This window comes from Lacihabitans sp. LS3-19 (assembly GCF_024343575.1).
GTDB lineage: Bacteria > Bacteroidota > Bacteroidia > Cytophagales > Spirosomataceae > Leadbetterella.
Genome location: NZ_RJUA01000006.1, coordinates 1 through 20,839, shown reverse-complemented (window position 1 = coordinate 20,839; position 20,839 = coordinate 1). Strand labels below are relative to the sequence as shown.

Here is a 20,839-nt window from a genome sequence, read left to right as displayed (position 1 = left end):
ATTATTTCCAACGGATAGCACATCCTATGGGTTTGGTTTGTTCTATTATTACTGGTTTGTTATCTAAAAGACTCTGCACAGCGTCTTCCAAATAGTTTTTTGTGATGCCGCTTGCATCTTGCGGATTATCGTCTATTGCTCCCGAATATTTTAAAATATATTTTTGACCCTCTTTTTTTATTACAAATACGTGGGGTGTACGCTGGGCACCAAAAGCTTTGGCAGTCTCCTGTTTTTCATCTCTTAAAATCGGAAAAACAAAGCCTTTTTCTTTCGCTCTTGACTGAATATTTTCTAAATTGTCCTCTTCAAAAGCCTCTGGGTCATTTGGATTTATTGCGATCACAGGGTAAGACTGCAAAGTGTATTTTTTGTCTAAAGCTATTAATCTGTCCTCGTAGCTTTTTGAAAATGGACAATAATTGCTCGTGAAAACAATAATAAAACCCTTTGCGGAAGGGAAAGATTTTAAACTATAAAGCTTGCCATTTATATTTCTGAGAGAGAAATCCTTAATTTCATCACCAATTTTATAAGCATTTACGGCTAAAGTTGTATTAAGTTCAATTTTGGTTTGAAAAGTTATTTCATGGAAATAATCTCCAAAAAATAATAGACTTAACATTAATACGAAAGAATGAAACATAGAATTTGATTTTTCGATAAAACGAAATTGCCAAAAGTATATTGGACTAAAACATTCGGTAAATTTAATATTATTCCGACGATTTCTTAGATTTGGCAAACGAATATTTGAAATATCAACCTTTTGAAAAAATGAAAGCACTTTTATGCACAGAATTTGGCCCTGCTGAAAACCTGAAATATAGCGAAATAGTTAGCCCTGAACCTAAAGAGAACGAGATAGTAATTCAAATAGCAGCATGCAGTGCAAATTTCCCAGATACACTTATAATCGAAAACAAATACCAATTTAAGCCAAATTTGCCTTTTTCGCCTGGAGGAGAAGTCGCGGGTAAAATTGTAAAATTGGGCGAAAATGTTAGCAATTTCCAAATAGGTCAGAGAGTTTTTGCACTCTGCGGTTGGGGTGGATTTGCAGAGGAAGTTTGTGTGGGTTCAGATAGAGTATTTCCATTGCCAGACTATATGAATTATGTGGATGGTGCTTCACTCATGTATAATTTTGGAACTTCTTATCACGCCTTAAAAAACAGGGCTAAATTACAGGCAGGAGAACGAGTTTTAATTTTAGGAGCATCTGGAGGTGTAGGTTTGGCCGCTGTAGAATTAGCAAAACTTATGGGTGCTGTGGTAATAGCTGCGGCATCTACTGATGAAAAACTAGAAATTTGTAAGGAAAAAGGAGCGGATTTTACTATTAATTATGACAAGGAGGATATAAGAGAAAAAATAAAAGAATATACCCAAAACAAAGGAATTGATGTGGTTTACGATCCTGTTGGCGATAAATATGCTGAACCTGCACTTAGAAGTATGGCTTGGAATGGTAGATATCTAGTTGTCGGTTTTGCTGCCGGAGAAATACCTAAGCTCCCTTTCAATTTGGCACTTTTAAAAGGCTGCTCTGTGGTAGGCGTATTCTGGGGACAGTTTTCTAATCTTGAACCGAAGGAGAGTCAAGAGAATATTATGGAACTTGCAAATTGGTACAAAGAAGGCAAAATAAAACCTCATGTTTTTAAAACATATACATTAGAAAACTCAGCCGAAGCACTTGTAGATTTAAGGGAAAGGAAGGTAATTGGAAAAGCAGTGGTTGTTTGTAATGCAGAATTGGTAAAAGAATCATTAGTTTTTGAAAAAAAGGAAGAAAAATCTAAAAGGATTTTCAGAGATTTTGAGGAAATTAAGGCGGCAGTAGGAGAGGTAATTGGCGAAAGCAATTGGTTAAAAATTACACAAAATATAATTAATGACTTTGCAAAATCTACTTTTGACCAACAATGGATTCACGTAAATCCTTCAATGGCGGCTCAAACGCCATTCGGTAGTACAATTGCCCATGGTTTATTGACATTGTCTTTAAGTCCAAGGTTTTTGAATGAAATTTATGAAGTAAAAAACTCTAAAATGGGTATCAATTACGGCTCAGACAAGGTTAGGTTTTTGAAACCTGTGAAGGTAAATTCCAAACTGAAAATGGTAGCTAAGATTTTAGAAGTAATAGAATCTGCAAATAATGGATTAAAAATGAAAGTTGAAGCCACTTATTTTGTGGAAAACAATCCCAATCCCGTTTGTGTAGCTGAACTGCTTAGCGTGATTTATTAATTGAGAAATTTTTAAAAACAGTTTAATATTTTCTTCCTTTCCAAACTACTTTTCCAGGCAAAAAGTAATGTATGAATTGAAAAAACCAACCAATGGGCATATAAAAAGCAAATATTGGCAAATATTTTAGATACCCATTTATTTTCAAAGTTTTCTCAAACTTTAATGTTTTTATTACGTATAAGCCGAAAACACTTAGGAATATTCCTAAGGCAATCATCCAATTGTAGAAAGCAATGGCGATGTATGCAGGTAATGAAAGCCCTTGAATCAGACCCATCACCATCGGGCCAGACCTTCCCTCAAATGCACCCATAATAAAACGTTTCCTTTGTTCGAAAAATTTGTCGGCCGGTAATGTATAAGCTAATACTTCTGGCATGAATACTTGTCGGAAATCATATCCAGCTCCAATTATCATTTTATAAAGGGTGTAGTCTTCTACAATACTAAAGCCCATTTTTTCATGGCCACCGCATTCTAAATAAGCTTTTTTCAATATTGCCATGTTGTGTCCCATGCCAGTAGTTGGTTTTCCTTGGTCAGACATTTCTTTATTAAGTGTAATCATCAAAAACATTTCCAAAGCTTGCATTGCCGCCATTACAGAGGTTGTTCTGATGCCAGATACCCCAACTAATACGCCTATTTCTTTTGTTGCTATGCTTTTCCTATTCTCAATTGTGTTCTCTAATTCAGTCAACATCCCACTAATCCAAGTGTTAGGAAGTTCAATATCAGCATCGGTTAAAAACAACCAATCGCCTTTAGCTTCTTTGGCTAGTATGGCCAAGACTCGAGCTTTACCATTAAGCGTTTCGTCTTGTTTTTTGTCAGGAATATCATAAACTTTCACCCAAGGTTTGTTTTTAGCAAAATCTTGCATTATTGCTAATGTGTCATCAGAGGAGCCATCACTAGCTAGTAATACTTCTAAATCATCTTTTGGGTATTTTAATCTTTCGATCGAGTCTAGAAGTCTTCCAAGTACTTTTTCTTCATTTCTAGCAGGAATAAGTAAGCTAACTTTATAAGGTTGATTTTTCACTTTGTAGCTATTTGTTTTTTAGATTTTTACAAATAGTATGCCATTTAATAATTTTAATAAATGAGCTCAAATTTTGTAATTACTACTAAATATTAGGTTAACATTTCTAATTTGTTCCAAAATGGAATATTAATCTTTATATTTGGGTAAGCTCAAATTTTAAAAATAGGGCTAAATTTTCTTAAAATATTAATGCCATTGAAAGTTTCATATATTATAATATTATATACAATATTAATTTCTTGCACCGAAAAACAGTCTTTTTTGTTTGATCAAATTCCAGATAACTTATCTAATGTTTATTTTAATAATATGATTTCAGAAAACGAAAAATACAACGTTTTCGATTATCATAATTTATATAACGGCGGAGGTGTTGGTGTATTGGATATTAATAACGATGGGTTAATGGATTTGTATTTTACAGGAAATCAAGTTAGCGATAAATTATATCTAAATAAAGGAAATTTTGTTTTTGAAGATATTACTGAAAGTTCTGGTGTGGAAAGTATAGATTGGTCCACAGGGGTTTCAATTGTTGACATCAATTCCGACGGATTGGTTGATATCTATGTCTGTAAGTCTGGAAATGAGTCGGCAGACAAGCGAGCCAATCATTTTTATATTAATGAAGGAAATCTTAAATTTCATGATGAAGCTCTGGAAAGAGGTTTAGCTGATACAAGTTATTCAAATCAAGCTGCATTTTTTGATTTTGACCATGATGGTGACCTTGACATGTATCTTTTGACAACTTCAAATCTAATCAGAAATCCCAATCTCTTGCACAAAATAGATTTATATGAAGATTATGCATATGATAAGTTATTTGAAAACAATGGAAATGGGTACTTTAAGGAAGTAGGTAGAGAAAAAGGGAAATTGAAAAACACACATGGATTAGGACTGGCTGTAGGAGATTTAAACAATGACGGTTGGGAAGACATTTTGGCTTCAAGTGATTTTTTGCCAAATGATGCACTATACATTAATAATAAAAACAAAGCTTTTATTGAAAAATCCTCAAGTGTTTTGCCGTTTCAAAGCAGGTTTTCTATGGGAAATGATATAGCAGACCTTAACAACGATGGACTTTCGGAAATAATAACAACTGACATGCTGCCATCGAATAATGAACAGCAAAAAAAGATGTTGATGACTTCTTATCATGTTTTTGAAACTGAAAAAACACTTGGTTATGATAGTGAATTCACGAGGAATATGCTTTTTAAAAACTTTGGTACAGATAATTATGGTCAGATTCAAATGGGTGAAGTAGGCCAGTTTGCCGGGATTAATGCTACTGATTGGTCTTGGTCTCCGTTAATGGTTGACTTTGATAATGATGGAAAAAAAGACATTGTAATTACCAATGGGTACTTAAGGGATGTTACTGATGCTGACTATGTGTCTTATAATATGAGTTTTGCGGGTAAAGTCTCATCTGAATCGGACATGAAAAAATACATGAACTACAATTCGAAAAACTTACCTCATCTTGATAAAAAAAATCAATTTTTTAAAAACGTAGGCAATTGGAGTTTTGAAAATATGAGTGAAAGTTGGTTGGTACAAAAAACCAGTTTCTCAAATGGAGCTGCATTTGTAGATCTCGATAATGATGGCGATATGGATTATGTTGTGAATAATATTAATGAATCAGCAAGCATTTTTAGAAATAACTGTAAAAGTAATTATTTAAAAATAGTATTAAATGGTTCGTTAAACAACAGATTTGGACAAGGGGCAAAAGTGGAAGTTTATAATAAAGGCATAGTGCAAACACATTTTCAAACGCTTTCGCGGGGATATTTATCTTCGGTAGATCCAAGCATTATTTTTGGATTAGAGAAAGAATTAAATATCGAAAAGCTGATAGTTACCTGGTCAGGGGGAAAAAAACAAATCTTTGAAAATATAAAAGCAAACCAAGTTCTAGAAGTTTTTGAAAAAGATGCTGTTTTTGAAAAGGAAATTGAAAAAATTAAGTACAGGCCTCTTTTTAGCTCTGTTGCCTTTACATATTCCCATAAAGAGAGCAGATTTATAGACTATTACCGGGAAAATTTACTTTTACGAAAATACTCTCAGCAGGGTCCAACAATAGGAGTGGCAGATGTAAATAATGATGGGCTAGAGGATGTTTTTATTGGTGGTTCAAGTATACAGCCTGCTTCATTTCGTATTCAAAGCCAATCTGCTGGATTTAAAGAAGGGTTTTTATTGCCAAACCAATCTGGTGAAGATAGTGATTGTTTATTTTTTGATGCCAACAATGATGATTTTGAAGACCTTTACGTTGTTGCAGGGTCGAATGAGTTTCCCGAAAATACAAAATTTTATCAAGATCAATTATGGATTAATGACAAAAAAGGCCATTTTATAAATAAAACCTTGGACTTATTGCCAGAAATGATTTCTCCGGGTTCTGTCATTGTAAAATTTGATATCGATCATGACGGTGATTTGGACTTGTTTAGGGGAGGATATGTAAAACCTGGCAAGTTTCCAGAATCATCAGAGAGTTTTATGCTTATAAATACAAAGCATGGCTTTGAGAAAATTGGTTTAGGGTCAATAGGTATCATAAAAGACGCTGTTGCGGTGGATTTTAACAAAGATGGATGGGAGGATTTGGTAATTGTTGGAGAATTTTTAGAGCCCATTTTTTACGAAAACAGAAAGGGGACCTTAAATAGATTGCCTGCTATAAATAAAATAAAAGGACTTTGGAGTTGTATAGAATCAGCAGATTTAGACAACGATGGAGATATAGATTTTGTGTTAGGAAATATTGGAAAGAATTATAGATATAAATTCGACAAAGATCATCCATTAGAAATCCATTTAGGAGAGTATTCAGGGATTAAACAGTCAATTCCAACCTACTATTTAAATAATGTAAAATGTCTTATTCCAACCCGAGACGATTTGATTCGACAAATACCCACACTAAGAGGCATTTTTCCAAATTATATCTCTTATGCCCAATCTAAAACAGATTGGATAAGTCCTCAAAGCGAGGTATTTAGAGCTGAATTAATGGAGAGCATAATTCTTAAAAACATAGATGGGAAAATTTTTGAGGTTGAAAAGCTTCCTAATGAGGTCCAAATGAACAGTGTGAAAGACTTTTTGATTTTTGATTTTAACAAAGATGGGTTTAAAGATATATTGATAGGAGGTAATGATTACGATTTAGAACCTACCAATTCTGGTTTTATGGAAGGAAATAAAGGTTTGCTTTTAGAGGGTACTTCAAAAGGCAAATTTCAAGTTTTGGAAAATCAAAAATCAGGCTTTTGGATAAATGGGGCGTTTCGGCATTTTAAGATGATAAATGAAAAAAGCAGCCCTTTGGTTTTGGCTGCTTTCAACAATTCTGAATTTAAAGTATTTAAACTCAATTCAAATTAAGGCTTTTAATTAACTTTCCGCTAGGTGTATATAATGCTGCAGTAAACGACTTCTGATTAAGGGAAGTTAAATCAACATCAATCGTGCCTGAACTTGAAGTAAGATTATATGATTTTAATTCTATGTCTTTCTTAGGATGGAATAATATTATTTTCCCACTAGAAATACCATCAGGTAAATTATAAATAAGTTTGGCATTTGATTGTGTGCTGAGTGTACTTAAGCTTAAAAAGTTGACTTCAGATTTTATAAAAGATGTACTAGCTTTGGTACCTTTTATTCTGCCGTTTTCGTCTGTGTCTTGGGCGAACGTCGAAAAACTGGCAAACAGGAAAATAGAGAATATTAATATTTTCATGATATTATTTATTTTGATGTTTTATTAGAGACTTTTTTGTTTTGAGAATTTTCTATTGCTACAATTCGCATTTCTAAATCTGAATATTTTGCAATCTCATTTTTTAGTTCCCTTATTTCATTGCTTTGTTTTTCAATAGTTGATTGTTGTTCTTTAAAACCCTGTATCAATATAGATATAAAAGATTCATAACCAACTGATTTGTATTGAGTTTTATCCTTTCCTAATGATATATTTCTAATCAGCTCTGGCATGATTACTTCAACTTCTTGTGCAATTAAGCCATATTGCTTTCCTTTAGGTAATCCGAAATTATTTACGGATTTATCGTTAAAATAAAATGTTTTAGGTACTAATTTCTTTAATAAAGAGGTAGCATCTGCTATGGCAATCATGTCTCTTTTCAATCTTTTGTCTGAAGGGGAAGTGGGATCAATAAGTCCTACGTTTTTAATGGTTACACCAGTAGGACTTATTTCAATACTGCCAGTAGGAGAATTAGGAAAAATCTTAAATGGCAATTTACTGCCGTTGCTAGCATCTCTAATAAAGAAGTTTGTTTCGTTACCTGCAATATCCCAGGTTTGAGGGGTAAATCCAGATGAACTACTTTGCTCCAATCTTATAGTCGGAGAATCTCCATCAGTAATTTGTAGTTCCATAGCTGGCGAAGAAGTTCCCAAACCCACATTTCCTCCGCTAGATGAAACATACAAGGCATTTGCACCAGATCCTGCAGCTAAATAAAAAGGTCTATTTCCTGCTGTGGCATCTTCTACTGCAAAATAACTTGCACCCCCATTTGCCGAGTCATTTATTATTATTCTCCAATCATTTTTTGGAAAACTTGAAGATACACTGGTATCATCAAAATGTATCTGTAAGTTATTTTCTTTTAGTCTTTGTGTATCAAAACCAAAAGATTCTCCATTTACACAATCTTGACCTACACAAAGACTGCCACCAATTATAACATCATCCCCATGTACTATATCAGCTATAGCTTTTGCATCGGAAGACTTTTCAATAATTTCGGTATTTATTTTTGGGCTGTTTATACTAACCTGACTTTGCAGTAAAATACAAAGAGACAACAAGCTAAATAGGAGCTTTAATTTTGTTTTCATGGTAATTCTAATTAGATTAGACCTAAATATAGCTTAATTTATGTGTAAAAAAAACTTATTCTGTTTTCTACTATTTTTTAATGTCTTTTTTGTTTCATGTTCCAAAGACTTAAGTAATGATGAATTAGCTCTTTATATAAAATACGCTGGATTAAATCCTCAGGAAGTAAAGGTTTTGGCCAATAGTAAAGAGATCTTAAAAAATGAAATTAAGTTTGGTCAACAATTAACCATTGAATTAAATGGAATAGACGATTTTGAAGTTGATAAATTTAATTTTGTTCATCCAGGCGGAGAGAACTCAGTAGTAGATGAAGATAACAATGTTATTTATTTCGTTGAGGATTATTTCAATAAATATGGCGATAAAGGTGTAAGCCCCGAAAATGCTGAAGCATTAAAATTTAATTTAACTATAGGAAAACCAATGATACCTGGGAAGAGTTATCATTTTTTATTTAAAATATGGGACAAGCTCAATAAGAAAGAATTAAAAGGAAATATGGAAATCAAGGTTATATAAAAAAGTGGCTATTGAAAATTTAATCAATAGCCACTTTTAGTATTTTTTTTGAAATCTTATTTGCCAATCATCAAAGATTCTCGTCTTCTCATTTTACCAGCCGGTATACCAAACATCATCTTAAATCTACGGCAGAAATAGGCAGTGTCTTTGTAACCTACTTCACCTCCAATAGCTCTGATGCTTTTCTTAGAAGTCCTAAGCAAGTTTACCGCTTCCTCCATTCTTTGGTATTCTATGTAATCTTGAGGGTTTATTCCTGTCAACATTTTGAAATATTGACCTACATAATCTTCTGATACGTTGGCTACATTGGCCAACTGTTTGTTAGATAAGTCACCGTCGATATTGTTTTTGATATAAGTAAAGATATCAATCAAACGAGGATCTTTGAAATAAGTACTGTTTGTAGCCAATTGCTCAACAAACATTCTATTTCTTAAGATATATCTAATAACCTCGATAACAGCTTCTTCTGTTTTTATAGATATTACTCTTCCTCTACCAGCTTCGTCAGTAAAATCTTCTATCAAAATATCCTTGATAAGCTGAGCAAGTTTTGAGTTTTTGTTTATAAAAAACGGAGGAATGTCCAGTGAAGTAAAGAAATTTACCGAATCAAATACTTTGGCTTCAAATGCTATTAGTCCAAATGAGTTTTTAACTATACCGATTTCTTCAGGCACATCCATTGCTTCGAAATAATGCTCGCGACGAGTCATAAACTCTTCGTATGATATCGGCTTAGCCTCTCCAACGCCGTAAGTTATAGTCGCTGCCTTACCACCAGGAATAAAAAGAATATCTCCAACCTCAATTTTACCTTCAACACCTTCGATCTTAACATCTCCATTATAAAGGACTAACAATGTGTTTTCCACATCATAAAAGTTCTTAATAGTGATAGGCTGTAATATATTTATATGTCTAGCTTTTCCAAACTTAACACCAAGCGATTCAATTATTTTGTTATAGTCTTCCATAAATAGGATTTTAATAAATAATAATTCAGGGGTTTAATTATTATATTTTTTTAAATGTTTGAAAACATAGTTTGTACAAAACTAATAATTATTCTTTTAGATGCAAACAATAGATTAACTAAAAATTGTTCAATAAATTATATGATTCTTGGACAAATCCTTGATTTTTCTAAAAATTGTCTAATATTTCGATAATTTTTTTTGATTAAGTGGTCTCAAACCACTTTGTGTAAATCTTAGAAACACAAAAAGGAAGCCAAAGCTTCCTTTTAAGTAGAATATTGAGAGTTTATTTTAAAATTTCCCTCGCAATTACCAATTTTTGTATTTCAGAAGTGCCTTCATATATTTGAGTTATTTTGGCGTCACGCATCATTCTTTCTACATGGAATTCTCTTACGTAACCGTATCCACCATGAATCTGGACTGCTTCTGTCGTTACCCACATTGCAATTTCTGAGGCATAAAGTTTAGCCATAGCTGCTGATTCTACATAATCTAGGCCCATGTCTTTGTCTCTGGCGGCTTTATAAACTAGTAATCTGGCAGCTTCAATTTTGGTTTTCATTTCAGCCAATTTAAACTGAATAGCTTGATGCTCACTTATAGGCTTCCCGAAAGTCTTCCTTTCTTTGCTGTATTTTACAGAAAGTTCATAGGCACCAGCTGCTATCCCAAGTGCTTGTGCCGCTATGCCGATTCTTCCACCATTTAGTGTATTCATTGCAAACTTAAATCCAAACCCTTCTTGCCCGATCCTGTTTTCTTTGGATACTTTTACATCAGAAAACATCAAAGAATGCGTATCTGAAGCTCTAATTCCCATTTTGTCTTCTTTTTTTCCAACTACAAAACCTTCCTGACCTTTTTCTATTATCAAACAATTTATTCCTTTGTGTTTTAATTCCACATGAGTTTGGGCCATTACTAGACAAACGGAAGAAGAATCTCCATTGGTTATCCAATTTTTTGTTCCATTAACTAGGTAATGGTCACCCATATCTTCAGCTGTTGTTTTTTGAGATGTTGCATCTGATCCTGCTTCGGGTTCTGAAAGGCAGAACGCTCCAATTATTTGGCCTGAGGCCAAAGGTTTTAAGTATTTTTGCTTTTGTTCTTCGGTTCCATATTCATTTAAACCATAGCAGACCAGAGAATTGTTTACTGACATAATAACTCCCGCAGACGCATCAACTTTGCAAATTTCTTCCATGGCAAGGACATAGCTTAAGGTATCCATTCCACTACCGCCATATTGTGGGTCTATCATCATGCCTAAAAAACCCAATTCACCCATTTTTTTGACCTCTTCTTTCGGGAATTTGGTATCAATATCTCTTTCTATTACACCTGGTAAAAGATCGTTTTGTGCAAAATCCCTCGCAGCATCTCTTACGGCTAGATGCTCTTCTGATAATTGAAAATTTACGCCCTCTATGCTATGCATTGTATTAATTGTTGATTTTTCCGAAAGATATAAAAATCAATAATAGTATGCAAGCATACTGTTTTTGAAAATCTTTGACTATACAAAGTATTTTTTCATAAAACTATCGCTTGCTTTTAGTTTCCAATTGCTTTTTAATTCGCCAAGAGTTCCTATCTGATGGTTTAATACAGTGGTTTCTGCACTAATTTTTCCAGCTAAAACTTGTTTTTTAGCTTCTAAAATCGGAAAGAAATTTAGGCTTTCGTTTTCGAAGTAAGCTATGGATCTGTCAAAAAAGTCAATGTTTAAGTTCTGCTGGATGTTTTTTAGCCATCTCGTAGATGTGTCTATTGAGCAGCCAGAAGGATCCTGGAATTCAGTATTTACCCCCAAAACTAAGAATTTATCATAAAAAAACTGGAAAGAAGCCTGAAGTGGCGACCCATGTGATTCCCATAAAGCAACCTGCCCATTCAAATATTTAGAAATTTCATTTATTTCAGACTCAAGTAACATTCTATTGGCTTGATAAACCCAAACTTTTGAGGTATCTGGCAATGTTTCAAAATCAACTAACATATATTTTGGTTTTTATTTTTTAACGAGAAAATCGTCTAAAAAATTCTTTTTAATGATTCTGAAATCCATATAAATCTATTTCCTACCTATATTCCCAAAATGATTTTCTACTTTTGCAGTATATTTATTGACTTAGCTAATAGTTATGACAACTCATACTCTGAAATTAAAAAAACCGATCGCTTTTATTGATTTAGAAACTACTGGAATCAATATTTCGAAAGATCGAATTGTGGAAATTTGCATAGCCAAAGCCAATATTGATGGTTCAGTGGAGGTAAAAACTAAAAGGGTAAACCCTGGAATGCCTATTCCATTGGAAACTAGTTTGATACATGGAATATACGATGAAGATGTTAAAGATGAACCTACTTTTCGTCAAATGGCTAAGTCGCTTTCCCAGTTTTTAGATGGTTGTGACATTGCCGGTTTTAATAGTAATAGGTTTGATATTCCGATGTTGGTAGAAGAGTTTTTAAGAATTGACAACAATATTTTTGATTTAAAAAATCGTCGATTTGTAGATGCTCAGAAAATTTTTCATCTTATGGAACCACGTACGCTCGGTGCTGCTTACAAGTATTATTGTGGAAAAACCCTTGAAAATGCACATAGTGCAGAAGTGGATACTTTGGCAACTTTAGAAGTGGTATGTGCTCAGGTTGAAAAATACGAAGGTGTAAAACTCAAAGATGCTAAAGGAGAGGAATATGAGCCTGTGAAAAACGATGTTGAAACTTTACACAAACTTAGCTCCAATAATCTTGTAGACTTTGCACAGAGAATGATTGTAAACAATAGTGGAGATATTGTGTTTAATTTTGGTAAGAATGCTGGCAAAAAAGTTGAAGATGTTTTGACAAGAGAACCCCAATATTATGATTGGATTATCAACAATGATTTTCCTTTGGACACGAAAAGAAAGCTTACAGAAATTAAAATCAAAATGAAAAGATAGGCTTTTTGTTGTAATAGTACTATTTTTGCGGAAAATTTAAATTCTAAACATTCTCATGTTTGAAAGTTCAATAGATAGAATTCCTGATGTTTTTATGAAAGTGCCCTTAGTAAACTTTGTTTTACTGGCCACAATGCTATTTGTAATAGGTATAGTAGGGGTATTAATCAGGAAAAACGCCATTATCATTTTTATGTCCATCGAGCTTATGCTGAATGCTGTCAATATGCTATTGATAGCCTTTTCATCCTATAAGTCAGATCCGAATGGGCAAATCTTTGTCTTCTTTATTATGGCTGTAGCTGCAGCCGAAGTAGCGGTAGGGCTCGCTATCATTGTAATGATATTCAGAAATATCAAAACAATAGACATTAGTATTCTTAATAAATTAAGAGGTTAATATTCAAAAAATACAATTTATGACTTTTATCGCTCTGATACCATTGTTTCCATTGATTGGCTTTTTGATAAATGGACTTGGGTATGGAAAAATCTCTAAAACTGCAGTTCCTTGGATTGGAACAGGTGCTTCTTTACTTTCCTTTGTGTGTGTTTTACTTGCGTATCTTAATTTTAAAGAAACAGCGATAATTGTCAATCTTTTTGATTGGATCAGTATTGCTGGTCTAAATGTTGGGTTTTCCTTTCAGTTGGATCAGTTGTCTATCATTATGTTATTCGTAATAACAGGCGTAGGTACACTTATACACTTGTATTCGGCTGGATATATGAGCCATGACGAAGGCTACGGTAAGTTTTTTGCTTATCTCAATTTGTTCCTTTTTTCGATGATTTTGCTAGTATTAGGTGGTAATTACCTGATGATGTTTATCGGTTGGGAAGGCGTTGGACTTTGTTCATATTTATTGATTGGCTTTTGGAACAAAAACACAGATTATGCCAATGCTGCCCGGAAGGCATTTATTATGAACCGTATTGGTGATGTGGGCTTTTTGATTGGTATTTTCTTGATACTTCAGAATTTTGGCACATTAGAATATTTAGAGGTTTTTGAGAAAGCAAAAGCATTCCATGTTGGAGATGGTATTATTGTAGCTATCACAATGGCATTGTTTGTTGGAGCAATGGGTAAGTCAGCTCAGATACCATTATTTACCTGGCTACCAGATGCCATGGCGGGCCCTACGCCTGTTTCTGCTTTGATACATGCAGCAACTATGGTTACTTCGGGTATTTATATGATTGTCAGGTCAAATGTTTTGTACACTTTGTCTCCTTTTACTTTAGAATTTATCGCTTGGATAGGTTTGGCTACGGCACTTTTGGGTGCTACAATTGGTCTTTTTCAAAACGATATCAAGAAGGTTTTGGCTTACTCTACAGTTAGTCAGTTGGGTTATATGTTTTTAGGCTTAGGCGTTATGGCTTATTCATCCGGATTGTTTCATGTAATCACGCATGCATTTTTCAAAGCTTTGTTGTTTTTGGGAGCTGGTAGCGTAATACATGCTATGAGCGACGACCAAGACATTAGAAACATGGGTGGACTTTGGTCTAAAATAAAAATAACTGCTATAACTTTTTTAGTAGGCACAATAGCCATTAGTGGTATTCCTCCTTTTTCTGGTTTTTTCTCAAAAGACGAAATTCTGGCTCATGTATTTGAGCACAATAAAATCATGTGGGCTTTAGGTATGTTGGGCTCATTTATGACAGCTTTTTATATGTTCCGTTTGTTTTTTGTTACTTTCAAAGGCTCTTTTAGAGGCACTGAAGAACAAAAACATCATTTGCATGAATCCCCTAAAAGCATGACTACGCCTCTGATTGTTTTGGCTGTATTGTCTGCTATTGGTGGATTTATTGGATTTCCAGAAGTCTTTCACCTCCCGCATAGATTAAATGAATTCTTAAGTCCAATTTTTGAAAATAGCCGTTTGGTAAATTCATCTTTTGGGGTTGTTCATATCAGTCACAACTTAGAGCTTATTTTAATGGGAGCTTCAGTTCTGGTAGCAGTTATCTCCATATTATTTGCTTATATGGTTTTTGGAAATGGCAAAAATGTTCCTGTTGCTGATAGTGAAGTTGTAGGGTTGAAAAAACTGGTTTATAACAAATATTATATTGATGAACTTTACAATAAAGTATTTGTGGGTCCAATAAGTGCCATATCTTTTTTCTTTGCCAATGTTATTGACAAAAAGTTGATAGATAAAATAGTTAATAGTGTTGGTGAAGGAGTTAATTTCTCATCTAAAAAGATAAAAGAGTTACAAGTGGGTGTAACTGGCAGCTATATATTGTTTATGACCTTGGGTATTTTGCTTTTGGTACTGTATCAATTTGGGCCAAGTTTATTGTCTACTTTTAATCTATTACAAAACAAATAATTTGAAAAGCAGCTTATGTTAACGCTTTTACTTTTAATAGTTCCTTTGATTGCAGGTTTGTTTTTATTACTCAATAAAAGCAAATCTAATTTTACACCTGTTGTTTATATTGGTATTGCTGTTCAGTTGGCAATTTTTGTATATGCTTTTATAAATTTTAAAAGTAATCCTTCTCTTTTGAATTTTGATAAAGCATGGTTGCCGGATTTTGCAATAAGATTTCATTTAGGCTTAGATGGGCTTTCTATATTAATGGTTGGTCTTTCAGTTGTTTTAGTAAGTTTGATTCTTTTGGCGGTTAAAGGCTTAAAATACGAAAACATGTCGCACTTGTTGGGTTTGATTTTTTTAACGCAAGCGGCTTTGATCGGTGTTTTTTCTGCAAAAGATATATTCCTATTTTATTTCTTTTTTGAGCTTGCTCTGGTGCCCGTTTATTTGATTGCTAATTTTTGGGGAGGAGAAAATTCTTCGAAGATTACTTTTAAAATGTTGATATATACGGTGTTTGGTAGTTTGTTCATGTTGGTTTCTTTTATATTTCTATATATGAGAGGTCAAAGTTCGGATATTGATTCTTTGAGAGTTACGGTCACTTTACTACCAAATGCGATAAAGCAAGTCTTGTTTTGGGGTCTTTTATTGGCTTTTGCTATTAAAATGCCAGTTTTTCCATTTCATACTTGGTTGCCCGATGCATACAGCCAATCTCCAACACCTGCTACAATGTTATTGTCAGGTTTGCTTTCCAAAATGGGCGTTTATGGATTAATCAGAATATTATTGCCTTTTGCACCAGACGGAATCAATAATTATGGAGGAATCGTAATTACATTAGCGATCATAGGTCTTATTTATGGATCTATCATAGCTATAAAACAATCAGAGATAAAACGTTTGATAGCATATTCTTCTTTTGCTCACATGGGATTGATGGCTGCTACGGTTTTAACTTTAAGTGTTAGTGGTATGCAAGGTGCCATTTTTCAGATGGTAGCCCACGGTTTTAATGCTGTTGGTTTGTTTTATATCGCCAAACTTATATTTGAAAAAACGGGTAGTAGAAATTTAGCCCAATTGGGTGGAATGACTCAGACCGCTCCAAAGCTCTCTATTATGTTTATGATAGTATTGTTGGGCAGTATTGGTTTACCATTAACCAATGGATTTATCGGTGAGTTTTTAATGCTAAAATCTGTTTTTGATTTTAATACTATTTTAGGAGTGATAGCCGGTCTTAGCGTTATTTTTGGAGCTGTTTATATGTTAAGATTTTTCCAAAAGACCATGTTTGGGCCTTTAAGCGAAAGTGCAACCGAAATTTCGGATATTGGTTCTAAAGAATTAGCCATACTTATTCCAATCGCAATTGTAGTAATTGTAACTGGAGTTTTTCCAAACCTTATTTTAAACGTTAGCGGCACATTTGTAAATACCCTAACCAATTTAGTTAGATAATAATATTAGGTATATACCGAAGAAAATAAAGATTTATGTATCCAATTATTGTTTTTTCAGTTTCAGGTCTATTGATGTTGTTTTTAGGCCTTTCTGTAAATAAAAAGAGCTTATTGCCCTATAATTTATTGTTTATGTTGGTGGGTTTGGCTTCTAATTTTTTAGATTGGAACGCTCCAGGACTATATTTCAATGGAATGTTGGAAATCAGTAACCCAATTATTTTAGTTCAATGGGTATTGATTTTCGCTGCTATTTTAGTATCAGGAATTAGCTCAAGGCAATTTGACGATACACATGCATATCCAGCGGAATACTACGCTATAATGCAGTTTGCTTTAGTTGGAGCACTTATTATGGTTAGTTTTCAAAACCTTTTGATGCTTTTTGTTGGTCTTGAAATACTTTCGGTAGGGCTGTATGTATTGACAGGAAGCGACAAACGCAACTTAAGAGGAAATGAGGCGGCTATAAAGTATTTTTTAATGGGCTCTTTTGCCACTGGGATATTTCTTTTTGGAGTGGCTATGTTTTATGGAGCTACAGGGTCTTTTGATATTAGCAGTGGAAATTCAGTGGCTAACAATTTGTTGGAAGGGAAAATGTTTTTCTGGCTAGGCATGGTATTTATTTTCATTGGTTTATTGTTTAAAATCAGTGCTGCTCCTTTTCATTTTTGGACTGCGGATGTTTACCAAGGTGCACCTACAGTTTTTTCAGCTTTTATGGCAACAATCGTTAAGACAGCTGTTATTTTTGCTTTATTTAGATTAGCAGCTTATAGTTTTAATCTTGAATATGAAAATTGGTCCAAGTTTTTGGTAATCATCATTGGTCTAAGTATGGTTATTGGAAATGTTACTGCTGTTTTTCAGACTAATTTCAAAAGAGTTTTAGCATTCTCTAGCATATCTCAAGCCGGTTTTATGCTTTTAAGCTTGATAGGTTTAGGTGCACAATCTTACGGAAATTTAGGATTTTATTCCTTAAGTTACGCTTTGGCTACTATTTCTGCCTTTGGCGTATTTTTAGTTATTTCTTCTAATACGATAGTTGAAGGTAGACCAAGTGAGAATATAAATGTATTTGATGGTTTGTTTTCTAGAAATCCAGATTTAGCTATAATTTTATTGATTTCTATGCTTTCATTGGCAGGTATTCCATTAACGTCGGGATTTTGGAGTAAGTTTTTTGTATTGAATGATGCAGCTGCTAAAGGATATTTCTGGATACTTATCTTAGGAGTTCTTATGTCTGCCGTTTCCTTATATTATTATTTCAATCCTATTCGAGCTTCATTTAAGAAAACTGACTTAGGTAAAATTGAAATTTCTTCTTTGAGCAAATACACACTTTATGTATGTGCTGCGTTGACAATTTTGTTTGGTATTGCCCCTAATATTTTAAGAAGTTTATTTTAAACACTTATTAAGGTTCGTTTTTATAAAATCAAAAAAATAGATAATTTTAATACAATCCAGGCCGAAATTGCACTTTTTCAATATTCATTTTGATATTTTAAATAAATTTTAAATTTTTTTTAAGAAAAATTTAAGAAAAATTGGACAGAAACTTAAAATGTTCTTAAATTTGTACTGTCTTATAACAATAAACAATCTAAGAAATGAAAAAAGTATTTGGAATTTTATTCGTAGCTGGAATGATCGCTTTTGCTTCATGTACTTCTGCTACAGAAGCTACTGAAGATGCTGCTGCTGCAATCGATTCAGCTGCTACTATGGTAGATTCAGCTGCTACTGCTGTTGTTGATTCAGCTGCTGCTGTTGTTGATTCAGTTGCTAATTAATTTTAGTAAGCTAAAGAAATTGAGCCTTATCTTCGGATAGGGCTTTTTTTTTGTTTAATTTTCTGAAAAAACTCTTTTCCTATGCTCGACAGAACGATAGCTCCTGAATTTCATCCAACAATTTCCATAAATCTTCCTTCAATAGTTAAAAATAGCCAAATCAACGGTATAGGCATTTATTCTATTTCTAATTCTAACCTAGATGTATTCAGGATGGAAGTGGTTTTTAAAGCGGGTTCGTATTTCGGGGAACAGTTTGGGCAGTCATTTTTTGTATCAAAATTACTTCCGCTTGGTACCCAATCCAAAACAGCCAAAGAAATAGCTGAGACTTTCGAAAGATTTGGCGGTTTTTTGGAAGCTGGTCAAAATCAGGAACGTTTAATCATAACTTTACATGGTCTAACTCAACATTTTGGAGAATATTTAGATATCCTTAAAGAATTGATTTTTGAGCCTTTGCTTCCTGAAAATGAATTGGAAATTCAAAAAAATGTAGCTTCCCAATCCTATTTGGTAAGTGTTGAAAAAACGGCTTTTGAAGCGAATAAATTTTTCAGAGAACATCTTTTTGGTAAAACGCATTCATTTGGTAAGACGCTGGGGCCAGATGAAATAGAAAAAATAGACCGTAATAGTCTAGCTTCTTTTCATAATGATTTTATCAAAGAGGAAGATTTTAATATTTTTTTAAGTGGAAACATTTCTTCGAAAGAAATAGAAATGGTACAAAATATTTTCAATAAAAATGTCGAAAAAGTTGCAGCTAGAGCAATTATATCGCCGATTAGCCAGCCTCAGTTTTATCTGAACATTGAAAAAGAAAATAGTGTACAATCTTCTATCAGAATAGGTCGCAGGATGTTTAATAGACACCATGAGGATTTTGTTAAGTTTTTGGTATTTAACACCATTTTTGGAGGTTTTTTTGGTAGCAGACTGATGAAGAATATTAGAGAGGAAAAAGGTCTTACTTATGGTATCTCATCTTCATTGGTTCCATTGGCTGCTGAAGGGTATTGGTCTATTGGTGCCGATGTGAAAAAAGAAAATGTAGGTTTGGCTATGGACGAAATCCAAAAAGAAATAGACGTGCTAAAGAATGTTTTTGTAAGCCAAGACGAATTAGACTTGGTCAAAAACTATATGAAAGGTTCGGTTTTAAGCAGTACAAATACGGTTTTTGACATCATGGATAAGCACAAAGCGATAATGCATGAAAGTCTTCCTTTAGATTTCTATGATACTTTGCTCTGTAGAATAGATATGGTAACAGCGATGGATATTTCGGAAATGGCAAATAAATATATGGCAGATTTAAATAGTGTAGTAGCGGGTTAAAAAATGCAGATATGGGTAGAGTTTTGTCAATAGATTATGGTAAAAAAAGAGCAGGCTTGGCGGTTACAGATCCTTTAAAGATTATTGCAACAGCTTTAGAAACTGTTCCAACCAACGAACTATTGGCTTATCTTAAAAATTACTGTCAAAATGAACCCGTTGAACAGTTTGTGCTTGGTTTACCTGTTAATCTCAACGCTCAAGACACTGACATTACTGCTGATGTGAGAAAATTTGCCGAGACTTTAAAAACTAATTTCCCTGATAAACCGGTTCATTTCTATGACGAAAGGTTTACTTCTAAAATGGCCTTGCAGAGTATGATAGACTCAGGTACAAAAAAGAAAGATAGGAGGGAAAAGGGAAATATTGATAAGATTAGTGCTGTGATAATTCTTCAGTCTTTTTTGAGTTCAAATAAATTCTTTTAAGCTACAATCTAAATAGTAAACTTCAAGCAGAGGATTTTTAGCTTTGATTTTGTTTGCAAGTGTTTTGCTTCTAATACCGCTGCTACAATACAACACTATTTTCTCGTTTTCTCTGATATTTTCAATTTCGAATTCATCTTGCGGAATGTTTTCTCCTCCTATATTAAATTCTTCGTGTTCGTAGTTTTCTCTGATATCTATCAAAGTAAAGTTGTCTAGTTCAAGAAACTCATTTTTAGAAATGGCCAAAGGATTTTTCTTGACTTTGACACCTATTTTTTCAAAAAGCTCTCAGATGAATACCTGAGCAGGATTTTGGCTTAATTTTCAAAAAATTGTAGAGAGCCGATTTGGTTTTTAGGTATTGACTTTCAGTGTCTTACGGTTGTAATTTTGCATTATGGCTTATTTGAAAGTTGAAAAGAAAGAATCGGGTACTTATTTACGCATTTTGGAGAGTTATCGAAATGCTGATGGTAAACCAACGTCGAAGGTTTTGTACTCTCTTGGGAAGGTCGAAGATTATAAGCCTGAGGATCTTCGTAACATTGGAATCAAGTTTTATGAATTAGGCGGTGGTGACTTGAAAGCCCTTCTCGAAGGCGAATTATTGGAATTAGGCCGGTACAATTATGGTTACCAAAAGGTATTCGGCTATTCCCTTGAGCATTATGGCTTAAAGTCATTATTAGATCGTATTCAGAAAAAGAGTAAGCTGCAATTCAGCCTATTTGATAGTGTTTTTTTGATGCTTTTGGAGCGTCTTCAAA

The 20,839-nt window shown here is 33.5% G+C and carries 19 protein-coding genes and 1 pseudogene; 12 read left to right on the top strand and 8 right to left on the bottom strand.

From position 1 onward, the window contains the following. Nucleotide 1 precedes the first annotated feature (1 nt). Complete coding sequence (locus tag EGI22_RS07485; RefSeq protein ID WP_255067501.1) at nucleotides 2–646, bottom strand: thioredoxin family protein; 645 nt, start codon at nucleotides 644–646, stop codon at nucleotides 2–4. Nucleotides 647–777: 131 nt separating this feature from the next. On the opposite strand from EGI22_RS07485, the gene EGI22_RS07480 reads away from it, so the two are divergent. Continuing rightward, nucleotides 778–2,256, top strand: a complete 1,479-nt coding sequence (locus tag EGI22_RS07480) for a zinc-binding dehydrogenase (RefSeq protein ID WP_255067500.1) — start codon at nucleotides 778–780, stop codon at nucleotides 2,254–2,256. A gap of 22 nt (nucleotides 2,257–2,278) precedes the next feature. Here EGI22_RS07480 and EGI22_RS07475 read toward each other — a convergent pair whose 3' ends face one another. Continuing rightward, a complete protein-coding gene (locus EGI22_RS07475) occupies nucleotides 2,279–3,304 on the bottom strand; it encodes a glycosyltransferase (RefSeq protein WP_255067499.1) in 1,026 nt (341 codons plus the stop codon). Between the two features lie 264 nt (nucleotides 3,305–3,568). Between EGI22_RS07475 and EGI22_RS07470 the strand changes: the two genes are divergently transcribed. Next, nucleotides 3,569–6,721 carry a VCBS repeat-containing protein gene (locus tag EGI22_RS07470; protein WP_255067498.1) on the top strand — a complete coding sequence of 1,051 codons (3,153 nt, stop codon included), beginning with the start codon at nucleotides 3,569–3,571 and terminating at the stop codon, nucleotides 6,719–6,721. Here EGI22_RS07470 and EGI22_RS07465 read toward each other — a convergent pair. Together EGI22_RS07465 and EGI22_RS07460 are read right to left on the bottom strand one after the other, a co-directional pair. Beyond that, entirely contained in the window at nucleotides 6,708–7,079 is a 372-nt protein-coding gene (locus tag EGI22_RS07465) for a hypothetical protein (RefSeq protein ID WP_255067497.1), read from the bottom strand. The two genes, EGI22_RS07470 and EGI22_RS07465, sit on opposite strands and share 14 nt — an antisense overlap. Nucleotides 7,080–7,087: 8 nt before the next feature. After that, entirely contained in the window at nucleotides 7,088–8,206 is a 1,119-nt protein-coding gene (locus EGI22_RS07460) for a tail fiber domain-containing protein (protein WP_255067496.1), read from the bottom strand. A 40-nt stretch (nucleotides 8,207–8,246) separates the two neighbouring features. Here EGI22_RS07460 and EGI22_RS07455 point away from each other — a divergent pair, with 40 nt between their 5' ends. Further along, nucleotides 8,247–8,729: a hypothetical protein gene (locus EGI22_RS07455; RefSeq protein WP_255067495.1), complete on the top strand. Its 483-nt coding sequence runs from the start codon at nucleotides 8,247–8,249 to the stop codon at nucleotides 8,727–8,729. Between the two features lie 56 nt (nucleotides 8,730–8,785). On the opposite strand, the gene EGI22_RS07450 is transcribed toward EGI22_RS07455, so the two are convergent. From EGI22_RS07450 to EGI22_RS07440, 3 genes are all read right to left on the bottom strand, one after another. Further along, nucleotides 8,786–9,712, bottom strand: coding sequence for an AraC family transcriptional regulator (locus tag EGI22_RS07450; protein ID WP_255067494.1), 927 nt, complete (start codon nucleotides 9,710–9,712; stop codon nucleotides 8,786–8,788). A 289-nt stretch (nucleotides 9,713–10,001) separates the two neighbouring features. Then, the gene (locus EGI22_RS07445; RefSeq protein ID WP_255067493.1) at nucleotides 10,002–11,159 is read right to left on the bottom strand and encodes an acyl-CoA dehydrogenase; all 1,158 of its coding nucleotides are present in this window, start codon (nucleotides 11,157–11,159) and stop codon (nucleotides 10,002–10,004) included. A gap of 78 nt (nucleotides 11,160–11,237) precedes the next feature. Next, nucleotides 11,238–11,720 (bottom strand): hypothetical protein, encoded by a 483-nt coding sequence (locus EGI22_RS07440; protein WP_255067492.1) that lies wholly within the window; start codon nucleotides 11,718–11,720, stop codon nucleotides 11,238–11,240. Nucleotides 11,721–11,865: 145 nt separating this feature from the next. Here EGI22_RS07440 and EGI22_RS07435 point away from each other — a divergent pair, with 145 nt between their 5' ends. The 8 genes from EGI22_RS07435 (at nucleotide 11,866) to ruvX (ending at nucleotide 20,069) form a co-directional block, all read left to right on the top strand. Beyond that, a complete protein-coding gene (locus EGI22_RS07435; RefSeq protein ID WP_255067491.1) occupies nucleotides 11,866–12,678 on the top strand; it encodes a 3'-5' exonuclease in 813 nt (270 codons plus the stop codon). Between the two features lie 55 nt (nucleotides 12,679–12,733). Continuing rightward, complete coding sequence (nuoK, locus tag EGI22_RS07430; RefSeq protein WP_310588135.1) at nucleotides 12,734–13,078, top strand: NADH-quinone oxidoreductase subunit NuoK; 345 nt, start codon at nucleotides 12,734–12,736, stop codon at nucleotides 13,076–13,078. 19 nt (nucleotides 13,079–13,097) lie between these two features. Next, a complete protein-coding gene (nuoL, locus tag EGI22_RS07425; RefSeq protein WP_255067490.1) occupies nucleotides 13,098–15,032 on the top strand; it encodes an NADH-quinone oxidoreductase subunit L in 1,935 nt (644 codons plus the stop codon). A 15-nt stretch (nucleotides 15,033–15,047) separates the two neighbouring features. Continuing rightward, nucleotides 15,048–16,490, top strand: a complete 1,443-nt coding sequence (locus EGI22_RS07420; RefSeq protein WP_255067489.1) for a NuoM family protein — start codon at nucleotides 15,048–15,050, stop codon at nucleotides 16,488–16,490. Nucleotides 16,491–16,525: 35 nt separating this feature from the next. Beyond that, nucleotides 16,526–17,911, top strand: coding sequence for an NADH-quinone oxidoreductase subunit N (locus EGI22_RS07415; protein WP_255067488.1), 1,386 nt, complete (start codon nucleotides 16,526–16,528; stop codon nucleotides 17,909–17,911). A 239-nt stretch (nucleotides 17,912–18,150) separates the two neighbouring features. Continuing rightward, complete coding sequence (locus tag EGI22_RS07410) at nucleotides 18,151–18,297, top strand: hypothetical protein (RefSeq protein ID WP_255067487.1); 147 nt, start codon at nucleotides 18,151–18,153, stop codon at nucleotides 18,295–18,297. Between the two features lie 81 nt (nucleotides 18,298–18,378). Continuing rightward, nucleotides 18,379–19,638: a pitrilysin family protein gene (locus EGI22_RS07405; protein WP_255067486.1), complete on the top strand. Its 1,260-nt coding sequence runs from the start codon at nucleotides 18,379–18,381 to the stop codon at nucleotides 19,636–19,638. An 11-nt stretch (nucleotides 19,639–19,649) separates the two neighbouring features. After that, nucleotides 19,650–20,069 (top strand): Holliday junction resolvase RuvX, encoded by a 420-nt coding sequence (gene ruvX / locus EGI22_RS07400; protein WP_255067485.1) that lies wholly within the window; start codon nucleotides 19,650–19,652, stop codon nucleotides 20,067–20,069. Here ruvX and EGI22_RS07395 read toward each other — a convergent pair. After that, nucleotides 20,052–20,318, bottom strand: coding sequence for a rhodanese-like domain-containing protein (locus tag EGI22_RS07395; protein ID WP_255067484.1), 267 nt, complete (start codon nucleotides 20,316–20,318; stop codon nucleotides 20,052–20,054). The two genes, ruvX and EGI22_RS07395, sit on opposite strands and share 18 nt — an antisense overlap. A gap of 151 nt (nucleotides 20,319–20,469) precedes the next feature. Here EGI22_RS07395 and EGI22_RS07390 point away from each other — a divergent pair. Then, nucleotides 20,470–20,839: pseudogene (locus tag EGI22_RS07390) on the top strand (hypothetical protein); the annotation flags it as partial.

What these genes read in the sequence shown, in the direction of transcription:
- EGI22_RS07485 (WP_255067501.1), bottom strand. Translation starts at nt 646, where the DNA reads ATGTTTCATTCTTTCGTATTAATGTTAAGTCTATTATTTTTTGGAGAT.
- EGI22_RS07480 (WP_255067500.1), top strand. Translation starts at nt 778, where the DNA reads ATGAAAGCACTTTTATGCACAGAATTTGGCCCTGCTGAAAACCTGAAA.
- EGI22_RS07465 (WP_255067497.1), bottom strand. Translation starts at nt 7,079, where the DNA reads ATGAAAATATTAATATTCTCTATTTTCCTGTTTGCCAGTTTTTCGACG.
- EGI22_RS07460 (WP_255067496.1), bottom strand. Translation starts at nt 8,206, where the DNA reads ATGAAAACAAAATTAAAGCTCCTATTTAGCTTGTTGTCTCTTTGTATT.
- EGI22_RS07455 (WP_255067495.1), top strand. Translation starts at nt 8,247, where the DNA reads ATGTGTAAAAAAAACTTATTCTGTTTTCTACTATTTTTTAATGTCTTT.
- EGI22_RS07450 (WP_255067494.1), bottom strand. Translation starts at nt 9,712, where the DNA reads ATGGAAGACTATAACAAAATAATTGAATCGCTTGGTGTTAAGTTTGGA.
- EGI22_RS07445 (WP_255067493.1), bottom strand. Translation starts at nt 11,159, where the DNA reads ATGCATAGCATAGAGGGCGTAAATTTTCAATTATCAGAAGAGCATCTA.
- EGI22_RS07440 (WP_255067492.1), bottom strand. Translation starts at nt 11,720, where the DNA reads ATGTTAGTTGATTTTGAAACATTGCCAGATACCTCAAAAGTTTGGGTT.
- EGI22_RS07435 (WP_255067491.1), top strand. Translation starts at nt 11,866, where the DNA reads ATGACAACTCATACTCTGAAATTAAAAAAACCGATCGCTTTTATTGAT.
- nuoK (WP_310588135.1), top strand. Translation starts at nt 12,734, where the DNA reads ATGTTTGAAAGTTCAATAGATAGAATTCCTGATGTTTTTATGAAAGTG.
- nuoL (WP_255067490.1), top strand. Translation starts at nt 13,098, where the DNA reads ATGACTTTTATCGCTCTGATACCATTGTTTCCATTGATTGGCTTTTTG.
- EGI22_RS07420 (WP_255067489.1), top strand. Translation starts at nt 15,048, where the DNA reads ATGTTAACGCTTTTACTTTTAATAGTTCCTTTGATTGCAGGTTTGTTT.
- EGI22_RS07415 (WP_255067488.1), top strand. Translation starts at nt 16,526, where the DNA reads ATGTATCCAATTATTGTTTTTTCAGTTTCAGGTCTATTGATGTTGTTT.
- EGI22_RS07410 (WP_255067487.1), top strand. Translation starts at nt 18,151, where the DNA reads ATGATCGCTTTTGCTTCATGTACTTCTGCTACAGAAGCTACTGAAGAT.
- EGI22_RS07405 (WP_255067486.1), top strand. Translation starts at nt 18,379, where the DNA reads ATGCTCGACAGAACGATAGCTCCTGAATTTCATCCAACAATTTCCATA.
- ruvX (WP_255067485.1), top strand. Translation starts at nt 19,650, where the DNA reads ATGGGTAGAGTTTTGTCAATAGATTATGGTAAAAAAAGAGCAGGCTTG.